This window comes from Corallococcus sp. CA041A (assembly GCF_003612075.1).
GTDB classification, from domain to species: Bacteria; Myxococcota; Myxococcia; order Myxococcales; family Myxococcaceae; genus Corallococcus; species Corallococcus exiguus.
In genome coordinates this window covers 1-17,853 of sequence record NZ_RAWF01000203.1, presented here as the reverse complement: position 1 = coordinate 17,853, position 17,853 = coordinate 1, and the positions used below count along the sequence as shown (strand labels likewise).

The 17,853-nt window shown below is 69.8% G+C and carries 19 protein-coding genes; 7 read left to right on the top strand and 12 right to left on the bottom strand.

Annotation, left to right across the window (positions count from 1 at the left end):
* Window positions 1-357 precede the first annotated feature (357 nt).
* The 4 genes from D7V77_RS29870 (at window position 358) to pdxA (ending at window position 4,643) form a co-directional block, all read left to right on the top strand.
* Entirely contained in the window at window positions 358-1,377 is a 1,020-nt protein-coding gene (locus tag D7V77_RS29870) for an alpha/beta fold hydrolase (protein WP_120579696.1), read from the top strand.
* Window positions 1,378-1,553: 176 nt separating this feature from the next.
* Window positions 1,554-2,561 carry a peptidyl-prolyl cis-trans isomerase gene (locus D7V77_RS29865; RefSeq protein ID WP_120579695.1) on the top strand — a complete coding sequence of 336 codons (1,008 nt, stop codon included), beginning with the start codon at window positions 1,554-1,556 and terminating at the stop codon, window positions 2,559-2,561.
* A gap of 61 nt (window positions 2,562-2,622) precedes the next feature.
* On the top strand, window positions 2,623-3,594 hold the full coding sequence (locus D7V77_RS29860; RefSeq protein ID WP_120579694.1) for a peptidylprolyl isomerase: 972 nt from the start codon (window positions 2,623-2,625) through the stop codon (window positions 3,592-3,594).
* Window positions 3,591-4,643, top strand: coding sequence for a 4-hydroxythreonine-4-phosphate dehydrogenase PdxA (gene pdxA / locus D7V77_RS29855; RefSeq protein WP_233597331.1), 1,053 nt, complete (start codon window positions 3,591-3,593; stop codon window positions 4,641-4,643). The genes D7V77_RS29860 and pdxA overlap by 4 nt, the downstream gene beginning before the upstream one ends.
* On the opposite strand, the gene D7V77_RS29850 is transcribed toward pdxA, so the two are convergent.
* From D7V77_RS29850 to D7V77_RS29835, 4 genes are read right to left on the bottom strand one after another with little or no spacing between them, the layout of a single operon-like run.
* Window positions 4,564-4,884: a hypothetical protein gene (locus D7V77_RS29850; protein WP_120579693.1), complete on the bottom strand. Its 321-nt coding sequence runs from the start codon at window positions 4,882-4,884 to the stop codon at window positions 4,564-4,566. The genes pdxA and D7V77_RS29850 overlap by 80 nt on opposite strands.
* 8 nt (window positions 4,885-4,892) lie before the next feature.
* Entirely contained in the window at window positions 4,893-5,387 is a 495-nt protein-coding gene (locus tag D7V77_RS29845) for an SRPBCC domain-containing protein (RefSeq protein ID WP_120579692.1), read from the bottom strand.
* Window positions 5,384-5,734, bottom strand: coding sequence for a helix-turn-helix transcriptional regulator (locus D7V77_RS29840; RefSeq protein ID WP_120579691.1), 351 nt, complete (start codon window positions 5,732-5,734; stop codon window positions 5,384-5,386). Before D7V77_RS29840 ends, D7V77_RS29845 begins: the two co-directional genes overlap by 4 nt.
* A 41-nt stretch (window positions 5,735-5,775) precedes the next feature.
* Window positions 5,776-7,323: an AgmX/PglI C-terminal domain-containing protein gene (locus D7V77_RS29835; RefSeq protein ID WP_147452203.1), complete on the bottom strand. Its 1,548-nt coding sequence runs from the start codon at window positions 7,321-7,323 to the stop codon at window positions 5,776-5,778.
* Between the two features lie 348 nt (window positions 7,324-7,671).
* On the opposite strand from D7V77_RS29835, the gene D7V77_RS29830 reads away from it, so the two are divergent.
* Entirely contained in the window at window positions 7,672-7,893 is a 222-nt protein-coding gene (locus D7V77_RS29830) for a type II toxin-antitoxin system RelE/ParE family toxin (RefSeq protein WP_233597330.1), read from the top strand.
* On the opposite strand, the gene D7V77_RS29825 is transcribed toward D7V77_RS29830, so the two are convergent.
* Window positions 7,817-8,167 (bottom strand): type II toxin-antitoxin system Phd/YefM family antitoxin, encoded by a 351-nt coding sequence (locus D7V77_RS29825; protein ID WP_014393285.1) that lies wholly within the window; start codon window positions 8,165-8,167, stop codon window positions 7,817-7,819. The genes D7V77_RS29830 and D7V77_RS29825 overlap by 77 nt on opposite strands.
* Before the next feature lie 81 nt (window positions 8,168-8,248).
* Window positions 8,249-9,334 carry an aldo/keto reductase gene (locus tag D7V77_RS29820; RefSeq protein ID WP_120579688.1) on the bottom strand — a complete coding sequence of 362 codons (1,086 nt, stop codon included), beginning with the start codon at window positions 9,332-9,334 and terminating at the stop codon, window positions 8,249-8,251.
* 229 nt (window positions 9,335-9,563) lie between these two features.
* Between D7V77_RS29820 and D7V77_RS29815 the strand changes: the two genes are divergently transcribed.
* Both D7V77_RS29815 and D7V77_RS29810 read left to right on the top strand, forming a co-directional pair.
* Window positions 9,564-10,460, top strand: coding sequence for a hypothetical protein (locus D7V77_RS29815; RefSeq protein WP_120579687.1), 897 nt, complete (start codon window positions 9,564-9,566; stop codon window positions 10,458-10,460).
* On the top strand, window positions 10,457-11,596 hold the full coding sequence (locus D7V77_RS29810) for an OprO/OprP family phosphate-selective porin (RefSeq protein WP_233597329.1): 1,140 nt from the start codon (window positions 10,457-10,459) through the stop codon (window positions 11,594-11,596). Before D7V77_RS29815 ends, D7V77_RS29810 begins: the two co-directional genes overlap by 4 nt.
* On the opposite strand, the gene D7V77_RS29805 is transcribed toward D7V77_RS29810, so the two are convergent.
* From D7V77_RS29805 to D7V77_RS29780, 6 genes are all read right to left on the bottom strand, one after another.
* Window positions 11,597-11,932, bottom strand: a complete 336-nt coding sequence (locus D7V77_RS29805) for an HPF/RaiA family ribosome-associated protein (protein WP_120579686.1) — start codon at window positions 11,930-11,932, stop codon at window positions 11,597-11,599.
* A gap of 157 nt (window positions 11,933-12,089) precedes the next feature.
* Window positions 12,090-13,496, bottom strand: coding sequence for a S41 family peptidase (locus D7V77_RS29800; RefSeq protein WP_120579685.1), 1,407 nt, complete (start codon window positions 13,494-13,496; stop codon window positions 12,090-12,092).
* 68 nt (window positions 13,497-13,564) lie between these two features.
* Window positions 13,565-14,191: a DUF1360 domain-containing protein gene (locus D7V77_RS29795; protein ID WP_120579697.1), complete on the bottom strand. Its 627-nt coding sequence runs from the start codon at window positions 14,189-14,191 to the stop codon at window positions 13,565-13,567.
* Between the two features lie 95 nt (window positions 14,192-14,286).
* The gene (locus tag D7V77_RS29790) at window positions 14,287-15,294 is read right to left on the bottom strand and encodes a zinc-dependent alcohol dehydrogenase family protein (protein WP_120579684.1); all 1,008 of its coding nucleotides are present in this window, start codon (window positions 15,292-15,294) and stop codon (window positions 14,287-14,289) included.
* 52 nt (window positions 15,295-15,346) lie between these two features.
* Entirely contained in the window at window positions 15,347-16,189 is an 843-nt protein-coding gene (locus tag D7V77_RS29785) for a DUF2807 domain-containing protein (RefSeq protein WP_120579683.1), read from the bottom strand.
* Window positions 16,190-16,222: 33 nt separating this feature from the next.
* Window positions 16,223-17,641 (bottom strand): hypothetical protein, encoded by a 1,419-nt coding sequence (locus D7V77_RS29780; RefSeq protein WP_120579682.1) that lies wholly within the window; start codon window positions 17,639-17,641, stop codon window positions 16,223-16,225.
* Window positions 17,642-17,853: the final 212 nt, after the last annotated feature.

Sequence of the window (17,853 nt, the reverse complement as noted above, 5' to 3'; positions counted from 1 at the left end):
CGGCGCCGGCGGGGTTGGCCACCGGGCACGCGTCGCACGCATCGCCCACGCCGTCGCCGGCCGTGTCCTTCTGGTCCGGGTTGGCCACGAGCGGGCAGTTGTCGGTGGCGCTCCATCACCTTCAAGGCCCCCAGCAGTGTGTCTGTGGGAAAAACTGTGGCGATGAAGGACGACAACACTTCCCTGAAACCCCGGCCCTGCCCCATTTCCACGACCTCCCCGCGATGGACTCACATCCCCTGCAACTGTCCTGCCGGTCCTCCAAAGTCCGCGTGCGACACACCGGCAACGGCCGGGCGACGGGCGTAGACTGAAGGGGTGACATCACGACAGGCATCAGCACCCCGGTTGAGCCGGATGGCGGACCTCTTCACCAAGGCGGTGGAGCGGAGCAAGGAGGGGTTGCTGACCCTCACGTTCAAGCCGGACGAGCTGTACCGGGTGCCCACGGATGACGGAGCGGCCATCGCGCTGGGGCGCTACCACCCTCGAGGGGAGCGCCGGTTCGCGGAGCCCGTCCTGCTGTGCCACGGGCTGGGAGCCAACCGCTTCCACATGGACTTCAACGAGCAGTACAGCCTGGCGCGCTACCTGGCGCGGGCGGGGTTCGAGACCTGGGTCATCGAGCTGCGCGGCCGGGGCCTCGCCGGGGCCTGCGCGGACTGGAACTTCGACGACCAGGCCGAGCACGACGTGAGAACAGCTTTGCGCACCGTGATGTCCACCGGTGCCCAGCAAGTGCTCTGGGTGGGCCACTCCAAGGGCGGCCTGATGCTCTACGCCCACCTGGCCAAGAACCCCCAGGCACCGGTGAAGGCGGCCGTGTCCCTGGGTGCGCCCTTCACCTTCGCGGTGCAGCCGGGCCTGCGAGCGTTCGTCCAGCGGGTGGAACCCGTCCTCAAGCTCAAGGTCATCCCCACCCGGCGCGTCACCAGCATCGCCTTCTTCGGGGCGCCTCCGGGACCGCTCACCCGGTACATGATGCTGGCGGACAACATGGATCCGCAGGTGGTGCGCTGGGCGTTGGCCAACGTGCCGGCGGACGTGGCCGGTGGCGTGGGACGGCAATTCGCCCGGTGGATCACCACCAGCCAGTTCACGTCGTTTGACGGCAGCTTCGACTACCGCGAGCCGCTCGCCGGGGTGAAGATTCCCTTCCTGCTCATCGCCGGCAGCCGGGACCTGCTCGCGCCGCCGCTGGCGGTGGCCCGGGCGAAGGAGCACCTGGGCGGCCCCGTGAAGATGCTGGTCGCCGGCCGCGGCCACGGCTTCGAGGCGGACTACGGCCACGCGGACCTGATTCTGGGCCGCAAGGCGCCGGACGAAATCTTTCCCCAGGTGGAGGCCTTCCTGTCCTCCAACGCCACCCCGCTCTAGAGGAAAAGCCCTCCGGGAGGGCCGGTTGTCCGGGCCCGCCCGGCGTGCTACCCGGGAGGCCGTCCCATGGGCCCATCCGTTCGCTTCCCATCCCGGCCGTGACGTCCCGCTTGAAAGCCCCGCGGCCTGGCACCACCGTGGAAGGTCCCCTGTCCCCTCCCCCGAGGCCTCAGCGCATGCGTCCCGCTTCCTTCCGCGCCTCCTTGCTGTCGTGGTCCGCTGTCGTTGCCCTTGGAGCGGCCCTCGGAGTCCTGGGGCTGACGGGCTGCCGACCGCAGGCCCAGGAGGGTCCGGACCCCACGGTGGTGGCCACCGTGAACGGCGAGTCGCTCAGCCGGACGGACTTCGAACAGGAGCTGGGGCGGGAGCTGGCCACCACGGAGGGGCCGGAGCCCACGCCCGAGGAGGTGGAGCCCTTCAAGCGGGCGCTCGTGGACACGCTCGTGAAGCGGATGCTGCTGCTCCAGGCCGCGAAGCAGAACAACATCGCCGTGACGCCCGAAGAGGTGGACCGCGGCGTGCTGCGGCTGTCCGGCGACTACCCGGCGGGCAACTTCAACGAAGTGCTCGCCCAGGGGCAGCTGTCCATGGCGGAGCTGCGCGCGCGCGAGGCGAGCCGGCTCACCATCGAGAAGCTCTTCACCAACCACGTCTATTCGCGCGTGGCGGTGACGGAGGAGGAGCTGCGCGCGTACTACGCGGCGCACGAGGCGGACTTCCAGGAGCCGGAGGAGGTCCACGCCGCGCAGATGGTGGTGAAGGGGCTGGACGAGGCGCGCAGGCTCCAGGTGCAGCTCAAGGCGGGCAAGAAGTTCTCCGACCTCGCCCGGCGCTATTCGCTCAGCGCGGACGCCAAGGTGGGGGGCGACCTGGGCTTCTTCCCCCGGGGACAGATGCCTCCGGCCTTCGACGAGGTGGTATTCAAGCTGGGGGTGGGGCAGGTTTCGGACGTGGTGTCCACGGAGTACGGCTACCACCTGTTCAAGGTGCTGGAGCGCAGGTCGGCGAGGAAGCGGGAGCTGGTGGAGGTGCGCGGGAAGGTGGAGGGGCGCCTCTTGGAGGCCAAGCGGGCGGCGGCGCAGGAGGCCTTCGAGAAGGAGCTGCGCGACAAGGCCCAGGTGGTGGTGAACGAGGCCACGCTGCAGACCATCCGCGGGCGGCCGGCGCCGCAGGCGGCGAAGTGAAGGACTTTTCCGGGAGCGGGCCTGTTGGGCTCCCGGCGTTTGTCTCAAGAGGGTCGTTGCGATGAAGAACCTGGTGGCGTTCCTGGCGGCGGTGATGCTCTTCACGGGGGCGACGTCCGCCCGCGCGGAGCTGGTGGACAAGGTGGCGGCGGTGGTGAACCGCGACGTCATCCCGCTGTCGGAGGTGCAGCAGCGCGCCGCGCCGGAGCTCCAGCGCGTGAACTCCGAAATCGACCCGCACAAGCGCGCCGAGGCCCGCGCGCAGCTGATGAAGACCGCGCTGGACACGCTCATCGGCGAGAAGCTGATGGAGTCGGAGGTCCAGCAGCTGGGCATCACCACCACCGAGGCGGAGGTGGATGAGCTGGTGCAGGACGTGCTCAAGCAGAACAACGTCAGCGACATGAGCCAGTTCGAGCAGCTGCTCAAGAACGAGGGCTTCACGCTCGCCGGCTACAAGGACATGCTCCGCAAGCGCGTGGTGCGCGACAAGCTGCTGCGCATGAAGGTGGGCCCCAAGGTGAAGGTCACCGAGGAGGACCTGAAGGCCGCGTACACGCAGTACACGCGCCTGGAGACCGAGGACGTGGAGGTGCACGCCCGCCACATCCTGGTGCAGGTGGACGCCAAGGCCACGCCGGAGCAGGTGGCCGCCGCGAAGCAGAAGGCGGAGGGCATCGCGCAGGAGGCCCGCCGGCCGGGCATGGACTTCTCCGCCCTGGCGCGCGCCCGCAGCGAGGGCCCCAGCGCGTCGGACGGTGGCGACCTGGGCTACTTCAAGCGCGGCGTGATGGTGCCCGCCTTCGAGAAGGCCGCCTTCAACCTCAAGGAGGGTGAAGTCAGCGAGCCCATCCGCACCAACTTCGGCTGGCACATCCTGAAGGTGGAGGAGCGCCGCAACATCGCCGTGGCCTCCTTCGAGGAGATGAAGCCCAAGCTGGAGTCCAAGCTCCTCAACGAGAAGACGGAGAAGTTCCTGGACCAGTACGTCCAGGAGCTGCGCTCGAAGGCCAACGTTGAAGTGAAGATGTGAGCCCGCGCCCGGTGACCACGACGGACGCGCGCCCCCGCGTGGGCATCTCGCTGGGGGACGTGTCGGGCATCGGGCCAGAGGTGACGGCCCTGGCGCTGGCGAAGCCCGCGGTGCGCCGCGCGCTGGTGCCGGTCGTGTTCGGGGACGGGCCCACGCTGGATGGCTTTCCCCTCTTCCGCCGCTTCCCTCGCGTGGCCCTGGAGGAGCTGGGCCGCATGGAGGGGCCGGCGGTGGTGGAGGTGACGCACCTTCCCGCGAAGCACCGCGTGCCGGGCAAGCCCACGCGCGAAGGCGGCAAGGCGCAGTACGCGTACGTGCGGGCCGCCATCGACGCGATGCGCGCCGGGACGGTGGACGCGCTGTGCACCGCGCCCGTGTCGAAAGAGGAGATTTCGCGCGCGGGCATTCCGTTCATGGGCCACACGGAGGTGCTGGCGGACGCGTTCGGCGTGGACGTGTTGATGATGATGGACGGGCCTCGCGTGCGCATCGCGCTGGCGACGAACCACGTCCCCATCTCCGCGCTGCCGAAGCTGCTCACGGTGGAGAAGCTGGTGGCGCAGCTCCAGTTGCTGTCGCGCAGCCTGCAGCCGGTGGTGGGGCGCAAGCCGCGCATCGCCGTGCTGGGCCTCAACCCGCATGCGGGCGAGGGCGGGATGTTGGGGCGCGAGGAGGTGGAGGTGATTGGTCCCGCCATCCGCCTTGCTCGGGCGAAGCGGGTGGATGCGCACGGGCCCATCCCCGCGGATGGCCTGTTCGCGCGACCTGACGAGGTGGGCGCGAAGTACGACGTGGTGCTGGCCATGTACCACGACCAGGGTCTCATCCCGGCCAAGGCGCTGGACTTCGAGCGCACGGTGAACGTGACGCTGGGCCTGCCGGTGCCTCGCACGTCGCCGGACCACGGCACCGCCTATGCGATTGCCGGCACGGGGACCGCGAGCTGCGTGCCCATGATGGAAGCCCTGCTCAAGGCGGCCCGGCTTTCTTCGGGAGCCGGGCAGACAGGTGCTTCGCGAGGTCCTCGCCGTCCTCCTTCGGGTCGATGAGCTTCGCGTGCGTACCCCGCGCCGTTGAGTCGGGGACCACGAGCACCGTGACCTTCCCCGTGGGGCAGTGACCCAGGCAGGACGCGGGGATGAGCTGCGTCTTGGACGCCAGGCCGTGGGCCTTGAGGGCTTCACGCACCCGGCGCGGCAGGTCCACCCCGCCCGCGTCCACCGGCAGCCTCATCAGGCAACGGTGACACAGGTGCAATTCGATGGGGTCTGGGTCCTCCCGCGCGGCCATGCCTCAATCTAGCGCTGGAACCGCCTGGTGAGCTTGTTGAGCTGGCTCTCCATGCCCATGGAGGCCCGCTCCGTCCACTCCTTGCTGTGCATGGCGTCGGACGTGACGACCATCCGCACGGTGTCGCCCTTCGCCTCGAACTCCACCACCGTGGAGACGGTGTACGGCGCGACGCCGGGGATGAAGTCCACCGCGTGCCGGTACGCGAGCCGCGTCTTCGGCGTCAGCTCCGTGTACGTGAGGCTGCTGGGGCTGGAGAGGGGCATGCCCGCCTGCTTCATGAAGGCGACCTGTTCCGGCGCGGTGGCGATCATGTCGTAGCGCAGCAAGCCTTCGGGGCGCGCGTCCAGCTCGTGCACCTTCACGGAGAAGCCCTCGGGGCCCCACCAGGACTCGAAGCCGTCCTTCGTCGTCCACAGCTCCCAGACCTCGTCGAGCGTTGCCGTGTAGCTGCGGTCGAAGGTGACGGTGCTGCGCTTCTCGGTTTCGGTCTGGGTCGTCATGGGGGTTCTTCCTCGGATTTGGGGGCGTCCGTGCGTGCCTTGCGTCTTCGCTCGAGCGCCTGGCCGAACCGGTCGAGGCGGGCCTCCCAGAGGCTGCGATACCCGGTGACCCAGGCATCGAGCTCCTGAAAGGGCTCCGGGCGAAGCGAGTACAGCCGCTTCGTGCCCTCGGGGCGGACCTGGACGAAGCCCGCCTCCTGGAGGATCCCCAGATGACGGGAGACACCCGACTGCTGGATGTCTACCCGCTCCACCAGGTCGTTCACCGCAAGCTCGCCGCCCTTCAGCGCCTCGACGATGCGGCGGCGCGTGGGGTCGGCCAGGGTTTGGAAGACGTCAACATTCATGGACGTGAATATACATATCCATGAATGTTTCGACTGTCCAGCTAGAAGACGAAGGGGTAGTGCACCGGGGTGTTCATGGCGACGCGGTGCACGGGGAACTTCCAGCCGCGCACCTGGTCCTCGATGCAACCGGCGAGCGGGGAGCCCTTGAGGGCGTCGGTCTCCATGGCCACGCCGGAGACGGTGCCAGCGGTGTCCACGGACCAGCGCATCTGGAAGCGGCCGCCGTTCTCCAGGGCGGTGCCGGCCTTGAAGTTCTGGACGCAGGTGGCGATGGCGGGCTGGTTCGTGACGACCACGTTGGTGATGTCCGAGGGCACGAGCTGCTCGCGCTCGGAGGTCGGGGCCGGCGGGATGTAGACGGTCTTCTCCTGGGCCTGCTTCGGGGCGGAGGCCTCCGCTTCGTCGGTGAAGCCGAGCTCGCGGGCGAAGTCCTCGTCGATTTCGGATCCGGGCTGCGCGGCTTCCTCCGCCTCGGCTTCGGCGGCGGCCTGACGGGCCCGGGCCATTTCCTCCTCGGAGATTTCGCCACCGAAGGACATCTCACGGACCTCGCCGGTGTCCTCGGGCGCTTCGAGCGTGGCCGCGCGCTGGGCCACGGGGGCCTTCTTCTGCGTCACCGGAGCGGGCTGCGTGGACGGCGTGGGATCCGGAGCCAGCGTGTGCAGGCCGGTGGTCAGGCCCGCGCTCGCGGGGCCCGCGAGGACGGTCGTGTTCGGAGTGAGGGCCTGCGCGGCGCGCTGCGCGTCCGTCAGCGCGGGCGTGTTCACGCCTCCGGCGATGGACTGCGAGAAGTCCGGCGCGGCCAGCTGGGTGCCGGGAACACCGTAGAAGCCCTGCGTGCCCGGCTGGGTCGTCGCGAAGCCCTGGGTGCCCGGAGCGCCGATCCGCGCGGCGACGGCGCCCGGCTGAGTCGTCGCGGAGCCCGACGCTGCCACGGGGGGGCTGTTCAGGACCTGTGATTGCGGCGCGGGCTGCGTCTCATCCTTCGACGTGAGGCGCAGGCCCGCGACGACGAGGAGGCCCGCGGCGAGCGCTCCCATCGCTATGGCGCTCACGAAGGACATGGGGCTCATGCCGAGGATGCGCGTGGACGCATCAGCGATGGCGGGCGGCGGCTCCGGCGCCACGGGGGCGTACGGCATCCACGGCTGCGGCGCGTAGGCCTCGGCCGGAGAACCGGGCGTGGCCCAGACGGGCGACGGCGGCGTGGCGTCCCACGACGTCACGGCGCCACAGGAGTTCTCCTGGGAGGTGCTGGACGGGGACTCATCCGCGCGCAGCCACTCCGGGATGACGAAGTTCGCGGCCTCGGCGGACAGCGTGAGCTGGGGCTCCACGTTGTCGTTGGACGGCGGCGGCAGCGACTGGAGCCAGGTCTCCTCCGTGGAGGCCAGGTCGAGCAGCGTGCGCAGAGGGCCGGTCGCGAAGGACTCCGGCACGATGTCCTCTTCTTCGGAGGTCTCGGAGGAGAGCGCGCGATCCAGGTACGCATCCAGCTCTGCTTCGAAGGTCTCGGGGTCGCGGGAGAAGTCGGAACCGCCCACCTGCGCCCGCGAAGACACATCACCCGTCAGTAGCTCGCTCACGCCACCCTCCCCGCCGCCCATACAGCGCCAGACCGCCCGACCACCGACTCACTGCCAGGGGGCCGATGTTAGGAACGCCCCCCGTTCGCGCCACCGCGAGCGTCCAGCCGTGAACGCTCCAGCGGTCATTTGTCCCCGCGCGAGGCCCGAAACGTACGGCCCCGCACTCCACACTGTGCGCCGGTGTGCCGACAGGGATCGGCTTTCCACAGACACACCCGGCTTCCGTCCATGGCCGTTTAGTGGCCCGGGGAAAGTAGGCAGTGGGGTGTAGAGCTACTGGGCCCACCGGCCCCGCATGAGAAAAAGCCCCCCGCCACCTATACGGTCGAGTTCCTCCAGACCGCCGTGAAGCAGCTCGCGGCGGTGGATCCGGTCCATCAGCGCCGCATCGAGAAGCAAATCGACGCCCTCTCCACGGAGCCCCGGCCCGTGGGCGCGGAGAAGCTCAAGGGCAGTGACTACCTGCGGATCCGCATTGGCGACTACCGCGTCATCTACCAGGTCGAGGACGGCCGGCTCGTGGTGTTGATCGTCGAGCTGGGCCACCGGCGGGAGATCTACCGCTAGCCGTCTTCTTCGCCTTCTTCGTGAGCCCCAGCTCCGCCTTCACCTGCTTCCACGCGACGCGCGGCTGGCCCTCGGACTCCCGGCGCGCGGCGTCCGCCTTCTGGATGTCACGCCGGTCCTCCAGCGCTTCCAGTGCCTGGAGGTCCTCGAAGGGAATCACCGCGACCAGCTTCTTGCCGTGCCGGGTCAGGACGAGCCGCTCCTTCCCGTAGGCCGCCCGGTTGAGCAGCTCCGCCAGGTCGTCGCGCGCTTCGGTGATGCTGACTTCCATCATGGCCGTTCCCCAGGAAACGTACGTTCTGTACGTATCATACAGAACGTCCCGACACGGCGCTTCCCGGCCCGGCGTGCCACCTCAGTACCGAGGGGCACCCGGCTTGGGCGTCAGGTTGCTGGGCGGGGCCTGGACTCCGTTCACGCGCAGGCCCGCGTGCATGAAGGACGGTGCTCCCTGGAGGAAGACCGCCGGGAAGTTGAGCGTGGGCTGGGATTCGTCATCCAGCGCCTTCACCTGCTCCGGCGTGAGCTTCACGTCCAGCGCACCCAGATTGGTGTCCAACTGCTCCAGCGTGCGCGCACCCAGGATGGTGGACGCCACGCCCGGCCGGCCTTGCACCCAGGCCAGCGACACTCGCGCCACCGAGGTGTTCTGCTCCTTCGCCACGCGCTGGAGCACATCGATGAGCCTGTAGGTCTTCTCGTTGAGCGACGCCTCCGCCCACGCGCCCCGGTCCGCCTTCTGCTTGCCCGCGTTCTCCCGCGTGTACTTGCCGCTCAGCACCCCGCTGCGCAGCGGCGACCACGGCGTCACGCCGAGCCCCAGCTCCCTCGCCATCGGGATGAGCTCGCCCTCCACCGTGCGCTCCAGCAGCGAGTACTCGATCTGCAACGCCACCAGCGGCGCCCAGCCCCGGAAGAAGGCCGTCACCTGCGCCTGCGCCACCTTCCACGCGGGCGTGTCGGAGAAGCCCACGTAGCGGACCTTGCCGGAGCGCACCAGGTCGTCCAGCGCCCGCATCGTCTCCTCGATGGGCGTGTTCGCGTCCCAGGCGTGCATCCAGTACAGGTCGATGTAGTCCGTCTGAAGTCGGCGCAGCGATTCATCACCCGCCGCCATCACCGACTTGCGGCCCGCGCCGCCGCCGTTCGGATCCCTCTCGAAGAGGTTGCCGAAGAACTTCGTGGCGATGACCACCCGGTCGCGCTTCGCGGGGTGCTTCCCGATGTGGTCCCCGATGATCTTCTCCGCGTGCCCGAACGTGTACACGTTCGCCGTGTCGATGAAGTTCCCGCCCCGCTCGATGAAGCGGTCCAGGATGGCGTTGGACGTCTCCACGCTGCTGCCCCAGCCCAGGTCCTCGCCGAACGTCATCGCGCCCAGGCAGAAGGGACTGACGCGCAGGCCGGAGCGGCCCAGGGTGACGTAGTGGTCGAGCGACATGGGCGGCTCCCTCGCGGATGGAAAGCGCGCGGAGCCAATCCCAGACGCCTCATCGCGCCAACCGCCCTTCCCTCGGGACGTCCAACGTCAGACACGCTCCCGCGCCCATCCGATCAACGCCGGACATCCGCACGCTCCAACGCCCCTGCGGCGTCGTGCCCCCCAGGGCAGGGTCAGTGTCCAGCGTCCGTGTTCCCCGGCCCTCCCTCCTGCGATAGGAGGACGTTCCATGCGAATCCTCTTCCCTGCCCTGCTGGGTATGACGCTGGCCGCCGTGGGTTGCTCGTCGTCCCCCGAGGTGAACGACCCCACGGAGAATCCCGTCATCGAGCGGGGTCCCAAGACCATCGCCGTGGACGGCGACCCCAACGGACTCTGGTGGGACGCGGAGAGCGCGACCCTCTTCATGGCCGACGACGAGAACAACCGCGTGCTGCGCTACCGCGACGGCGAGGGCATCTCGAAGGTCGCGGATCTGCCCGCGGCTCCCGCGGATGGTCCGGGCCTGGGCGCGCTCGCACGGCTTTCGGACGGCACGCTGGTGGTGGTGCGCTTCGGCGGCGGCACCGCGGGCGATGTCGTCTACGTCAAGCCGGACGGCACCTCCGCCATCGTTCCCAACCTGCTTCCGGAGCGCCGCCGCATCGGCATCACCGTCACCAATGACGGGCAACTGCTGGACGGCTACTTCGTGCGCAACAACAACGTGAACGTGGGCAGCGTTGCCCGACTGGGTCTGGAAGGCACCGAGCAGGAAATCGTCGGAGCCCTGGTGAAGCCCGTGGGCGTGCTCGCGGTGAACGACACGCTCTACATCAGCGATCAGATCGCCGGGAAGGTGTACCGCTCGCCGCTGTCCGCGCCGTCGCAGTTGGTGGCCTTCGCCACGCTGAACAGCCCGGACCTGCTGGCCGTGGGCCCCAACGACACGCTGCTCACCGGCAGCCGCGACGGCACCGTGCTGAGCATCCGTCAGTCTGGCGAGGTGAGCGTGCTGGCCGGCGGCTTCCAGCAACCGCACGGCCTGGCCTACGACGCGAAGAACAAGCGCCTCTTCATCGCCGACCATGACGGCACTCCGGCGGACGGCACGAACCACACCCTGCGCATCATCCCGCTCGAATGAAGTCCGCTCCCCTGTTCACGCTGGCCCTGCTCGCGTCAGGAACCGCCCTGGCGCAGGAGGAGAACTACCCGCGCTTCACTCCCACCTTCGTGGCTGAGGTGGACTACCGCGTCCACGCGGACGACATCGAAGGGCACAACGGCTTCAACCTGGCGCGCCTGCGCCTGGGCGGGCGAGGCCAGCCCGTGCCCTGGCTGGTCGCCGTGGGCACGGCGGAGTGGGCGCAAGAGAAGCCCGCGCTGCTGGACGCGTACGTGGACTTCCTCGTCATCGACGGGCTGCGCTTCTCCGTGGGCTACGCGAAGACGCCGCTGTTCCCCGCCGGACGAGACCAGAGCATCGAGACGCTCCCCATCCCGGAGCTGCCGCTGGTGACGGCGGCGTTCTGGGCCCGCCGCGACCTGGGCGCGGAGGTGCAGTGGACGCCCGCGTCGCTGCCCCTGGAAGGCTGGCTGCGGCTGGGCAACGGCTCTGGCAGCCCGCTGGGAAACGACAACGCCCAGCCCTCCGTGGACGTGCGCCTGGACGTGCGCCATGGCGGAGTCCGCGTGGGCGCGGGCGCGCACGTGGAGGACGCCTTCGACCGGCCCGGCATCGGCGGGCGAGGGGCGCAGAACTTCCTCTTCTACCGGCCGCCTCCGGTGTCCGGCTACCGCACCGTGACGGAGGCTCACGGGCGGCTGGACGCGGGGCCGGTGCGCGTGGACGTGCAGGCAGCCGCCGCGTGGGAGCACCGCTCGCGCGACACGGACGGCAACCCGGCCACGCCGCGCGAATCCCTGCCCACGATGAGCAGCCAGGGCCTGGGCGTGGAGGCGTCCTGGGTGATTCGGGGCATGCCGCGCAAGGGGGCGCGGTGGCCCGAGCCGCTCGCGGGCGTGGGCTCGGAGGGCATCCCGTCCGGCTCACTGGAGCTGGCCGCGCGCGTGGAGCGGCTGTGGCTGGGACGGGGCGCACCGGATGTGGTGCCCGGAGGCACCACGGCCGGCGCGCTGGCGTTCCACTGGTGGGTCACGCGATTCCTCGGCTTCGGCGTCGCGGGCTACGTGAACCACTACGACACGCCGCCCGTGGAGATGCCCACGCGCGACTGGTCGTACCTGGCGCTCCTGCGCACCACGGTCAGCCTGCAATGACTAGCGGTGGTGCGCGTGCTGGCGGTCCACGTGGTGCTGAAGCTGGCGCCGCGCGGCTTCGAACGCGTCGGTGACGGCCTGGTAGGCATCCGCGTGGGCCGTGAACTCCAGAGGCTCCCGGTCCGCGACGATGTCCTTGCCCGGCACGTGCAGCTCCACGCGCACGTGGAAGTGGTGCCCCTGGGCGTGGTGGCGGTGCGGTTCCTCCACCACCACGTTGCAGCCGGTGATGCCGTCGTGGAACTGCTCCAGCTTGTCCACCTGGTCGCGGATGTGCTCGTTGAGGGTGTCGCTCGTTTCCATGCCCCGGTAGGTGATTCGCAGTGCGCGCTTCATCGTCCGCCTCGGGTAGGGCTCCGTGCTCTGGAGCCGGTGTGGATTCAAGGCATTGCATGAGCCCGGCCAACGTCCCGGGCCCACGGAACTGCCTATAACGGCCCCCATTTGACGGGGCATGACGGGACACGCGCCCGTGTGCATGGGGCACGTTGACTCACGGCAGCTTGCGCAAGCGAGGCAGCAGCTCCGCTACTGGCCGCCCCAGCGCCTCCGCGTCCAGATACACCTGCACGGCGTGTCCCACGCCCTCCACGGGGTCGGCGAAATAATTGCGCTTGGTGGGCACCACCCACGCGAAACCCGTGCGCGGCAGCACGAAGCCAGGCGCGTTGCCGTAGGTGAGGAAACCTCCGGTCCTCTCGCCCACCAGCGGCGCTCCCGTGGCGCGGTGCAGCGCGTAGGCGCCGCTCTCTCCCGAGGACGCGGAGTCCCGGTCCACCAGCACCACGATGCGCCCGGTGAAGGGCGTCTTCGCATGGCCTTCCGCGCGGCCGCTGTCGAACACGGGCCGCGAGGGCTCCGGCGTCACGGGCCACTTCGGCCGGATGGCTTCACGTTCGGCCTTTGCTTCCGGCGTGTCCAGCCGTCCATCCATCGCCTGCCGCTGCACGCGCGAGTTCCATTCGAAGCACGGGAAGAAGGCGCCGTGCATCCACACCTCGCCGGAGGAGAACCACGGCCCGCGCACCATCGTGTCCAGCCACTCATAGACGTAGCCGTCGTTGCCGCCGCTGTTGCCTCGGAGGTCGAACACCAGCAGCTTGTGCTTGCGGTGCTTCGGCGCGTCCGCGACGAACTGGCGCAGCCCGGCCTCCGCTTCTGGCGGGCCTGAGAAGCGGCGGAGGGTGATGATGCCCACGTCGCCCTTCGGCTCGTATGTGTAGATGTCCTTCGGCGCGAACTCACGGGCCGGACGCGGCGGACGGACCTTGAGCGGCAGCGACGTGTCGCCGCAGCGGAGCGTCCGTGCATCACCTCCGCCTCGCGCGGAAACGGTGAGCCGCTGTGCGCGGGAGCCATCCGGCTTCAGCACCGGCGCCACCCGCAGTGTGTCCGCCTGCGCGCCCTCCACGGTGTTCGCGTCACAGGACGTGAGTTGGAGTCCCGGAGGTGCGTCGGCCTGGTACTCGCGGAAGGCGAGCCGTGGCTCCTCACGCAGCATGCTCAGGAGGCCGGACGGACCGAAGTGGTTGTCCGTCAGCGCCTCGCGGACGGCGATGGTCGGCGTAAGCACGCCGTCCTGGAAGGACACGGTGGGCCCGGATGCGGCCACCTTCGCGCTCCAATCCCGGAAGAAGGCATCCGGATCAAAGGTGCGGTGCGCGAGCAGCTCCGGCCAGCCTGAGTACGTGGTGCGAAGAATCTGATGCAGGAAGCGCACGTCCTCCGCCAGCGCGGCGCTGTCCACGCGCGTGTCGGGCGTGGGCTTCGGTCGGCGGAAGGCCTCGTGCAGCACGGGGCTCTCCGGGTCGTAGCAATACGCGGCGCCGGTGGTCCGCGAGTCCAGGTACGGGGAGGGGGCCGCCGTCAGCAGGCCTCCCACGAGGAGGAAGAGGTGCATGCCTGGATTACGACGCGGTCCCTCCAGCCATTGCCAGAAACAAGGCGCAGTGACTCACGGTGAAGAGGTCAGCTCGGAGACGGGATGGGTGCGCGGCCGGGCTCGACGACCTGCGGCCCACGACCGGGGAACTGTACGCCCGCGTCGGAGTCCTTCTTCTGCTCCTTCTCCAGGATTCGCGCCTGCGCTCGGGTGCGGTGCAGCCCTTCGCCCACCCGTTCGTAGGCCCGGTGCAGGAAGAAGGACGCCGCGCTGAGCGCGAAGACGGAGGCCACGAAGCGCGTCTCACGCGGGCGCACCGTCGAGGCCACCATGAAGCCCGCGGCCACCCACGGCGTCAGACAGAAGGGGCAGTCCAGCAGCTCGCCCAGCGCGCGCCGTGGGCCCTCACCACGCGCGGTCTCCACCACCTCGCCCGCGGTGCTGTCGGACTCGTAGCGCGTGAACGGTGCTCGGAACACGCTGAAGACCCGGTCCAGTGCCACCAACCGCGTCACCGCGTGCGTCGCGACGCCGAACAGCGCCAGGTCCTTCCACCCCAGGCGCTCCGGCAACCGACGCCCGGAGGCGTTCATCCAGCCCAGGAAGCCGACCAGCGACGTGCTGAACGTCCCGATGAGCGCCGCGTACGAGCCCAGCGGGTGGTGATCCGAGTCGTAGCCAGCGAACGGTCCCGTCTCCTGAAGCGCTTTCATGGGGTGCACAGCCTCCATGCCGCCAAAGCTGTGCATTCCCCCTGACTCCAAGCATCCGGGCAGCCAGGCGCGCGGGCACTCGCTCCAATGCGGCCCTACTCCGCCACCGTCATGTCCAGGACCGCGGCCCCTCGCACGCGGCCTTCGCGCAAGGCCTGGAGCGCCTCGTTCGCGGCGGACAGGGGAAACACCTGGACCTCCGTGCGCACGGGCACTCGCGGCGCCAACGCCAGGAAGTCCATCGCGTCCTGACGCGTGAGGTTCGCCACCGAGCGCACCCCGCGCTCCTCCCACAACACCGAATAGGGGAAGGACGGGATGTCACTCATGTGGATGCCGCCGCACACCACCACGCCGCCCTTGTCCACGGCCTTCAGCGCGGCGGGCACCAGCGCGCCCACGGGAGCGAAGAGGATGGCCGCGTCCAGCGGCTCCGGCGGCGGCGTGTTCGAGCTCCCCGCCCACACCGCGCCCAGTTCCCGCGCGAAGGCCTGGCCCCTGGCGTCACCCTCGCGAGTGAAGGCATGCACGCGGCGCCCCTGGTGCCGCGCCACCTGGATGAGGATGTGCGCGGCGGCGCCAAAGCCATACAGCCCCAGCCGGGGGCCCTCTCCCGCCATGCGCAGGCTGCGGTAGCCGATGAGCCCCGCGCACATCAGCGGCGCGGCCTCCACGTCGCGGTACGACGGCGGCAGCGGGAAGCAGAAGCGCGCATCCGCGACGGTGTACTCCGCGAAGCCCCCGTCGATGTCGTAGCCGGTGAAGCGCGCCGTGTCGCAGAGGTTCTCCCGGCCGGAGCGGCAGAAGCGGCACTGCCCGCAGCTCCACCCCAACCACGGCACGCCCACTCGCCGCCCGGGGGCGAAGCCTTCCACCCGCGCGCCCGTCTCCACCACCGTGGCCACGATTTCGTGGCCCGGTACCAGCGGCAGCTTCGGGCGCGTCAGCTCTCCATCCACCACGTGCAGGTCCGTGCGGCACACCGCGCAGGCGTGCACCTTCAACAACACCTGCTCCGGCCCGGGCTCCGGAATGGGCCGCTCCTCCTGCCGCAGGCGCTGTCCAGGTGCGTGGAGCACCATCGCCCGCATGGTCCCTGCCATGGCCCGCCTGCCTCTCCACCCGCGCACTTCACGGGTGTCGAGGACAAGCTAGTCAGTGCCAGATGACCCGGCCGCTGCCGTTGACCCGGAGCTGGGTCGACTGGGCATGGCCATACAGGTCCACGTTCCCAGACGAGTCGAGCACGACGACCGCCCCGCCCCCGTCCACGTACGCGGCGACGGTGCCGGAGCCCTGCGACGTGATGTTCACGTCCACGGCCCGGAGGCCCGAGGCTCCGATACCACCGCTGCCATCCAGCCAGGCGTCGAGCCGGTTGGTGACGCCCTTGAGCGTCGTGAAGCCGGAGCCGTCCACCCGGGCGCGCACATGCTTCGCCGCCCCCTCGAACTTCAAGTCGCCGGAGCCGGACTGCGACAGGTCCACCCACTCGGCCATGCCTTCGCCGGCCGCGCACAGCTCCATGTTTCCGGAGCCACTGAGCTTCGCATCCAGCGTGCGCACCCCGCCGCAGAAGCGCAGGGAGCCGGAGCCCTTCGCCACCAGCTTCACGTCCTCCTTCACCCGCTCGAAGCCTTCCACGCGCAGGATGCCGGAGCCGTCCTGCGTCGCGCCCACCATGCGCGGCACCAGGATCTCCACGCGCGCCGGACCCCGGGGCGCGAACGAGCCATCCGTCTCGATGACCAGCGTGTTGCCGGGCGACACGAAGGTGCGCACGCGGTGCTGGAGGTTCTCATCCAGCGTGACCTTCACGTCCGGCACCTCACCTTCGCGAATCACCACCTCCATCGAGCCCCGGTTCTCCACGGTGGAGAACTCGGTCGCCACGCGCGACTCCGTGACGGTGTTGCCGTCGCCCTGCATCTCGTCGGTGAAGTAGCAGCCGGACAGCAGTCCCGCCGCGAGCGCGGCCACTCCCAAACGCTTCCACATGTTCCCCTCCCGGACTTCGAATCGAATGCCGCGTCAGATCTGCACGCCCAGCAGGACGCCCGGCCACACGCGCACGGTGGTGCGTCCCCCATCGGAGACGCTGCGCCACTCGGGCCCGATGCCCAGCTCCTCCCAACGGTCCCCGTTGTCCCAGGTCACGAGCGTGTTGCCGGTGACGCCACCGATGAGCGCGAAACGCTTCGCCACCTGCCAACCCGCCACCAGCCGCAACTGTCCCAGTACGTTCAGGCCGTCGCCATCGCGAAAGAGGTTGTCCGTGTGGACGCCGCTGCCAATGACATCCAGGTCGAAGAACAATGGCCCCGCGGGGATGTGCGCGCCAAAGCCCATGCCTCCCACGTAACGGCGGCGGTGCGTGTCCGTGCCCGGGTTGAAGCCCAGCGTCAGCAGCGTGTGGAAGTGCCGTCCGCCGAACTTCACCGCGACGTTGGTGTACGCGAGGTCACTGGCCCACAGCTGCAGGTTCGCCTGACCGTTGCCGATGAAGCTGAGCAGGCCCAGCGCCTCGCCCTGGGACTCACGCGCGACGTTGATCAACCCCAGCTGGAGGCCGTCCACCTTGCCCGCGACGTTGACCAACCCCACCTGCGCGCCGGACACGTCCCCGCCCACGTTGAGCAGCGACAACTGCGCGCCGTCCATCCGGCCCGCGTAGTTGAAGCCCGAGGAGGCCTGGAGACCCGACATCGTCGAAGCAATGTTCGCGCCCGCCGCGAACTGCGCGCCCTTGAACTGCGCGGTCGCGATGTTCGCGCCCACCGTGAACTGGCCCCCCACGCCACCCGAGCCCGCGATGTTGGCGCCCACGGAGAACTGTCCGCCGGACAGCTCGCCGCCCACCACGTTGCCGCCCACGGAGAACTGGCCGGCCGCCGCCGCGCCCTTCACCACGTTGAGGCCCACCGCGGCCTGAATACCGTCCAGTTCTCCCGTGACGATATTGCCTCCGGTGGCGAACTGCGCGCCGGACGCGGTGCCTCGCACCACATTGGCTCCCAGCGCGAGCTGCACGCCGGACAAATCCTCGCCCACCCAGTTCGCGCCCAGGGACATGGCCGCGCCATCCACCCGCTTCGCATGCGTCGCGAGCGCACCGAGCGCGAACGTGGTCACCAGCCGCTCCGTGGCCGTGCCCGCCGTGCTCACGTGCGGCAGCGCCATCAGCACCACCGGGACGTGGATCTCCTCCGTGTCCGAACGCTGCCGCGCCACCGTGGCCCCCGCGGGCTCACCGCCTGTCGCGGCCTCCACGAGGGGCGCGGGGGACAGCGCCGCGACAGGAATCGCGACGGCCGTGGGAGCCGGTGCCTCCTGCACGGGAGCGAAGTGTGACTCCGGAGCGGCGGTCCCTTCCGTGCGCTCCTCGGCTCCGGCCGCTCCCGCCGCCACCGCGACCATCACCCCGACACACACCGCGACCTTGCGCTTCATCGCCTGGACCTTCCTGAAAAAGGATTCGGCGAAGGGAACACCGCGGCCTTCCAGAACTGTCACCTGCCCGTCTTCACCTTCACGAAGCCCGGTGTCCGGCGCGCCCGGCCGCTACGCTTCCCCCATGCGCCCGTCCCGTCCTCCCCACCCTTCCCGCCGCGAGGTCCTGGTGGCGGGCATCGGCGCCGCGCTCGCGCCGTCCCTCTCCGCCC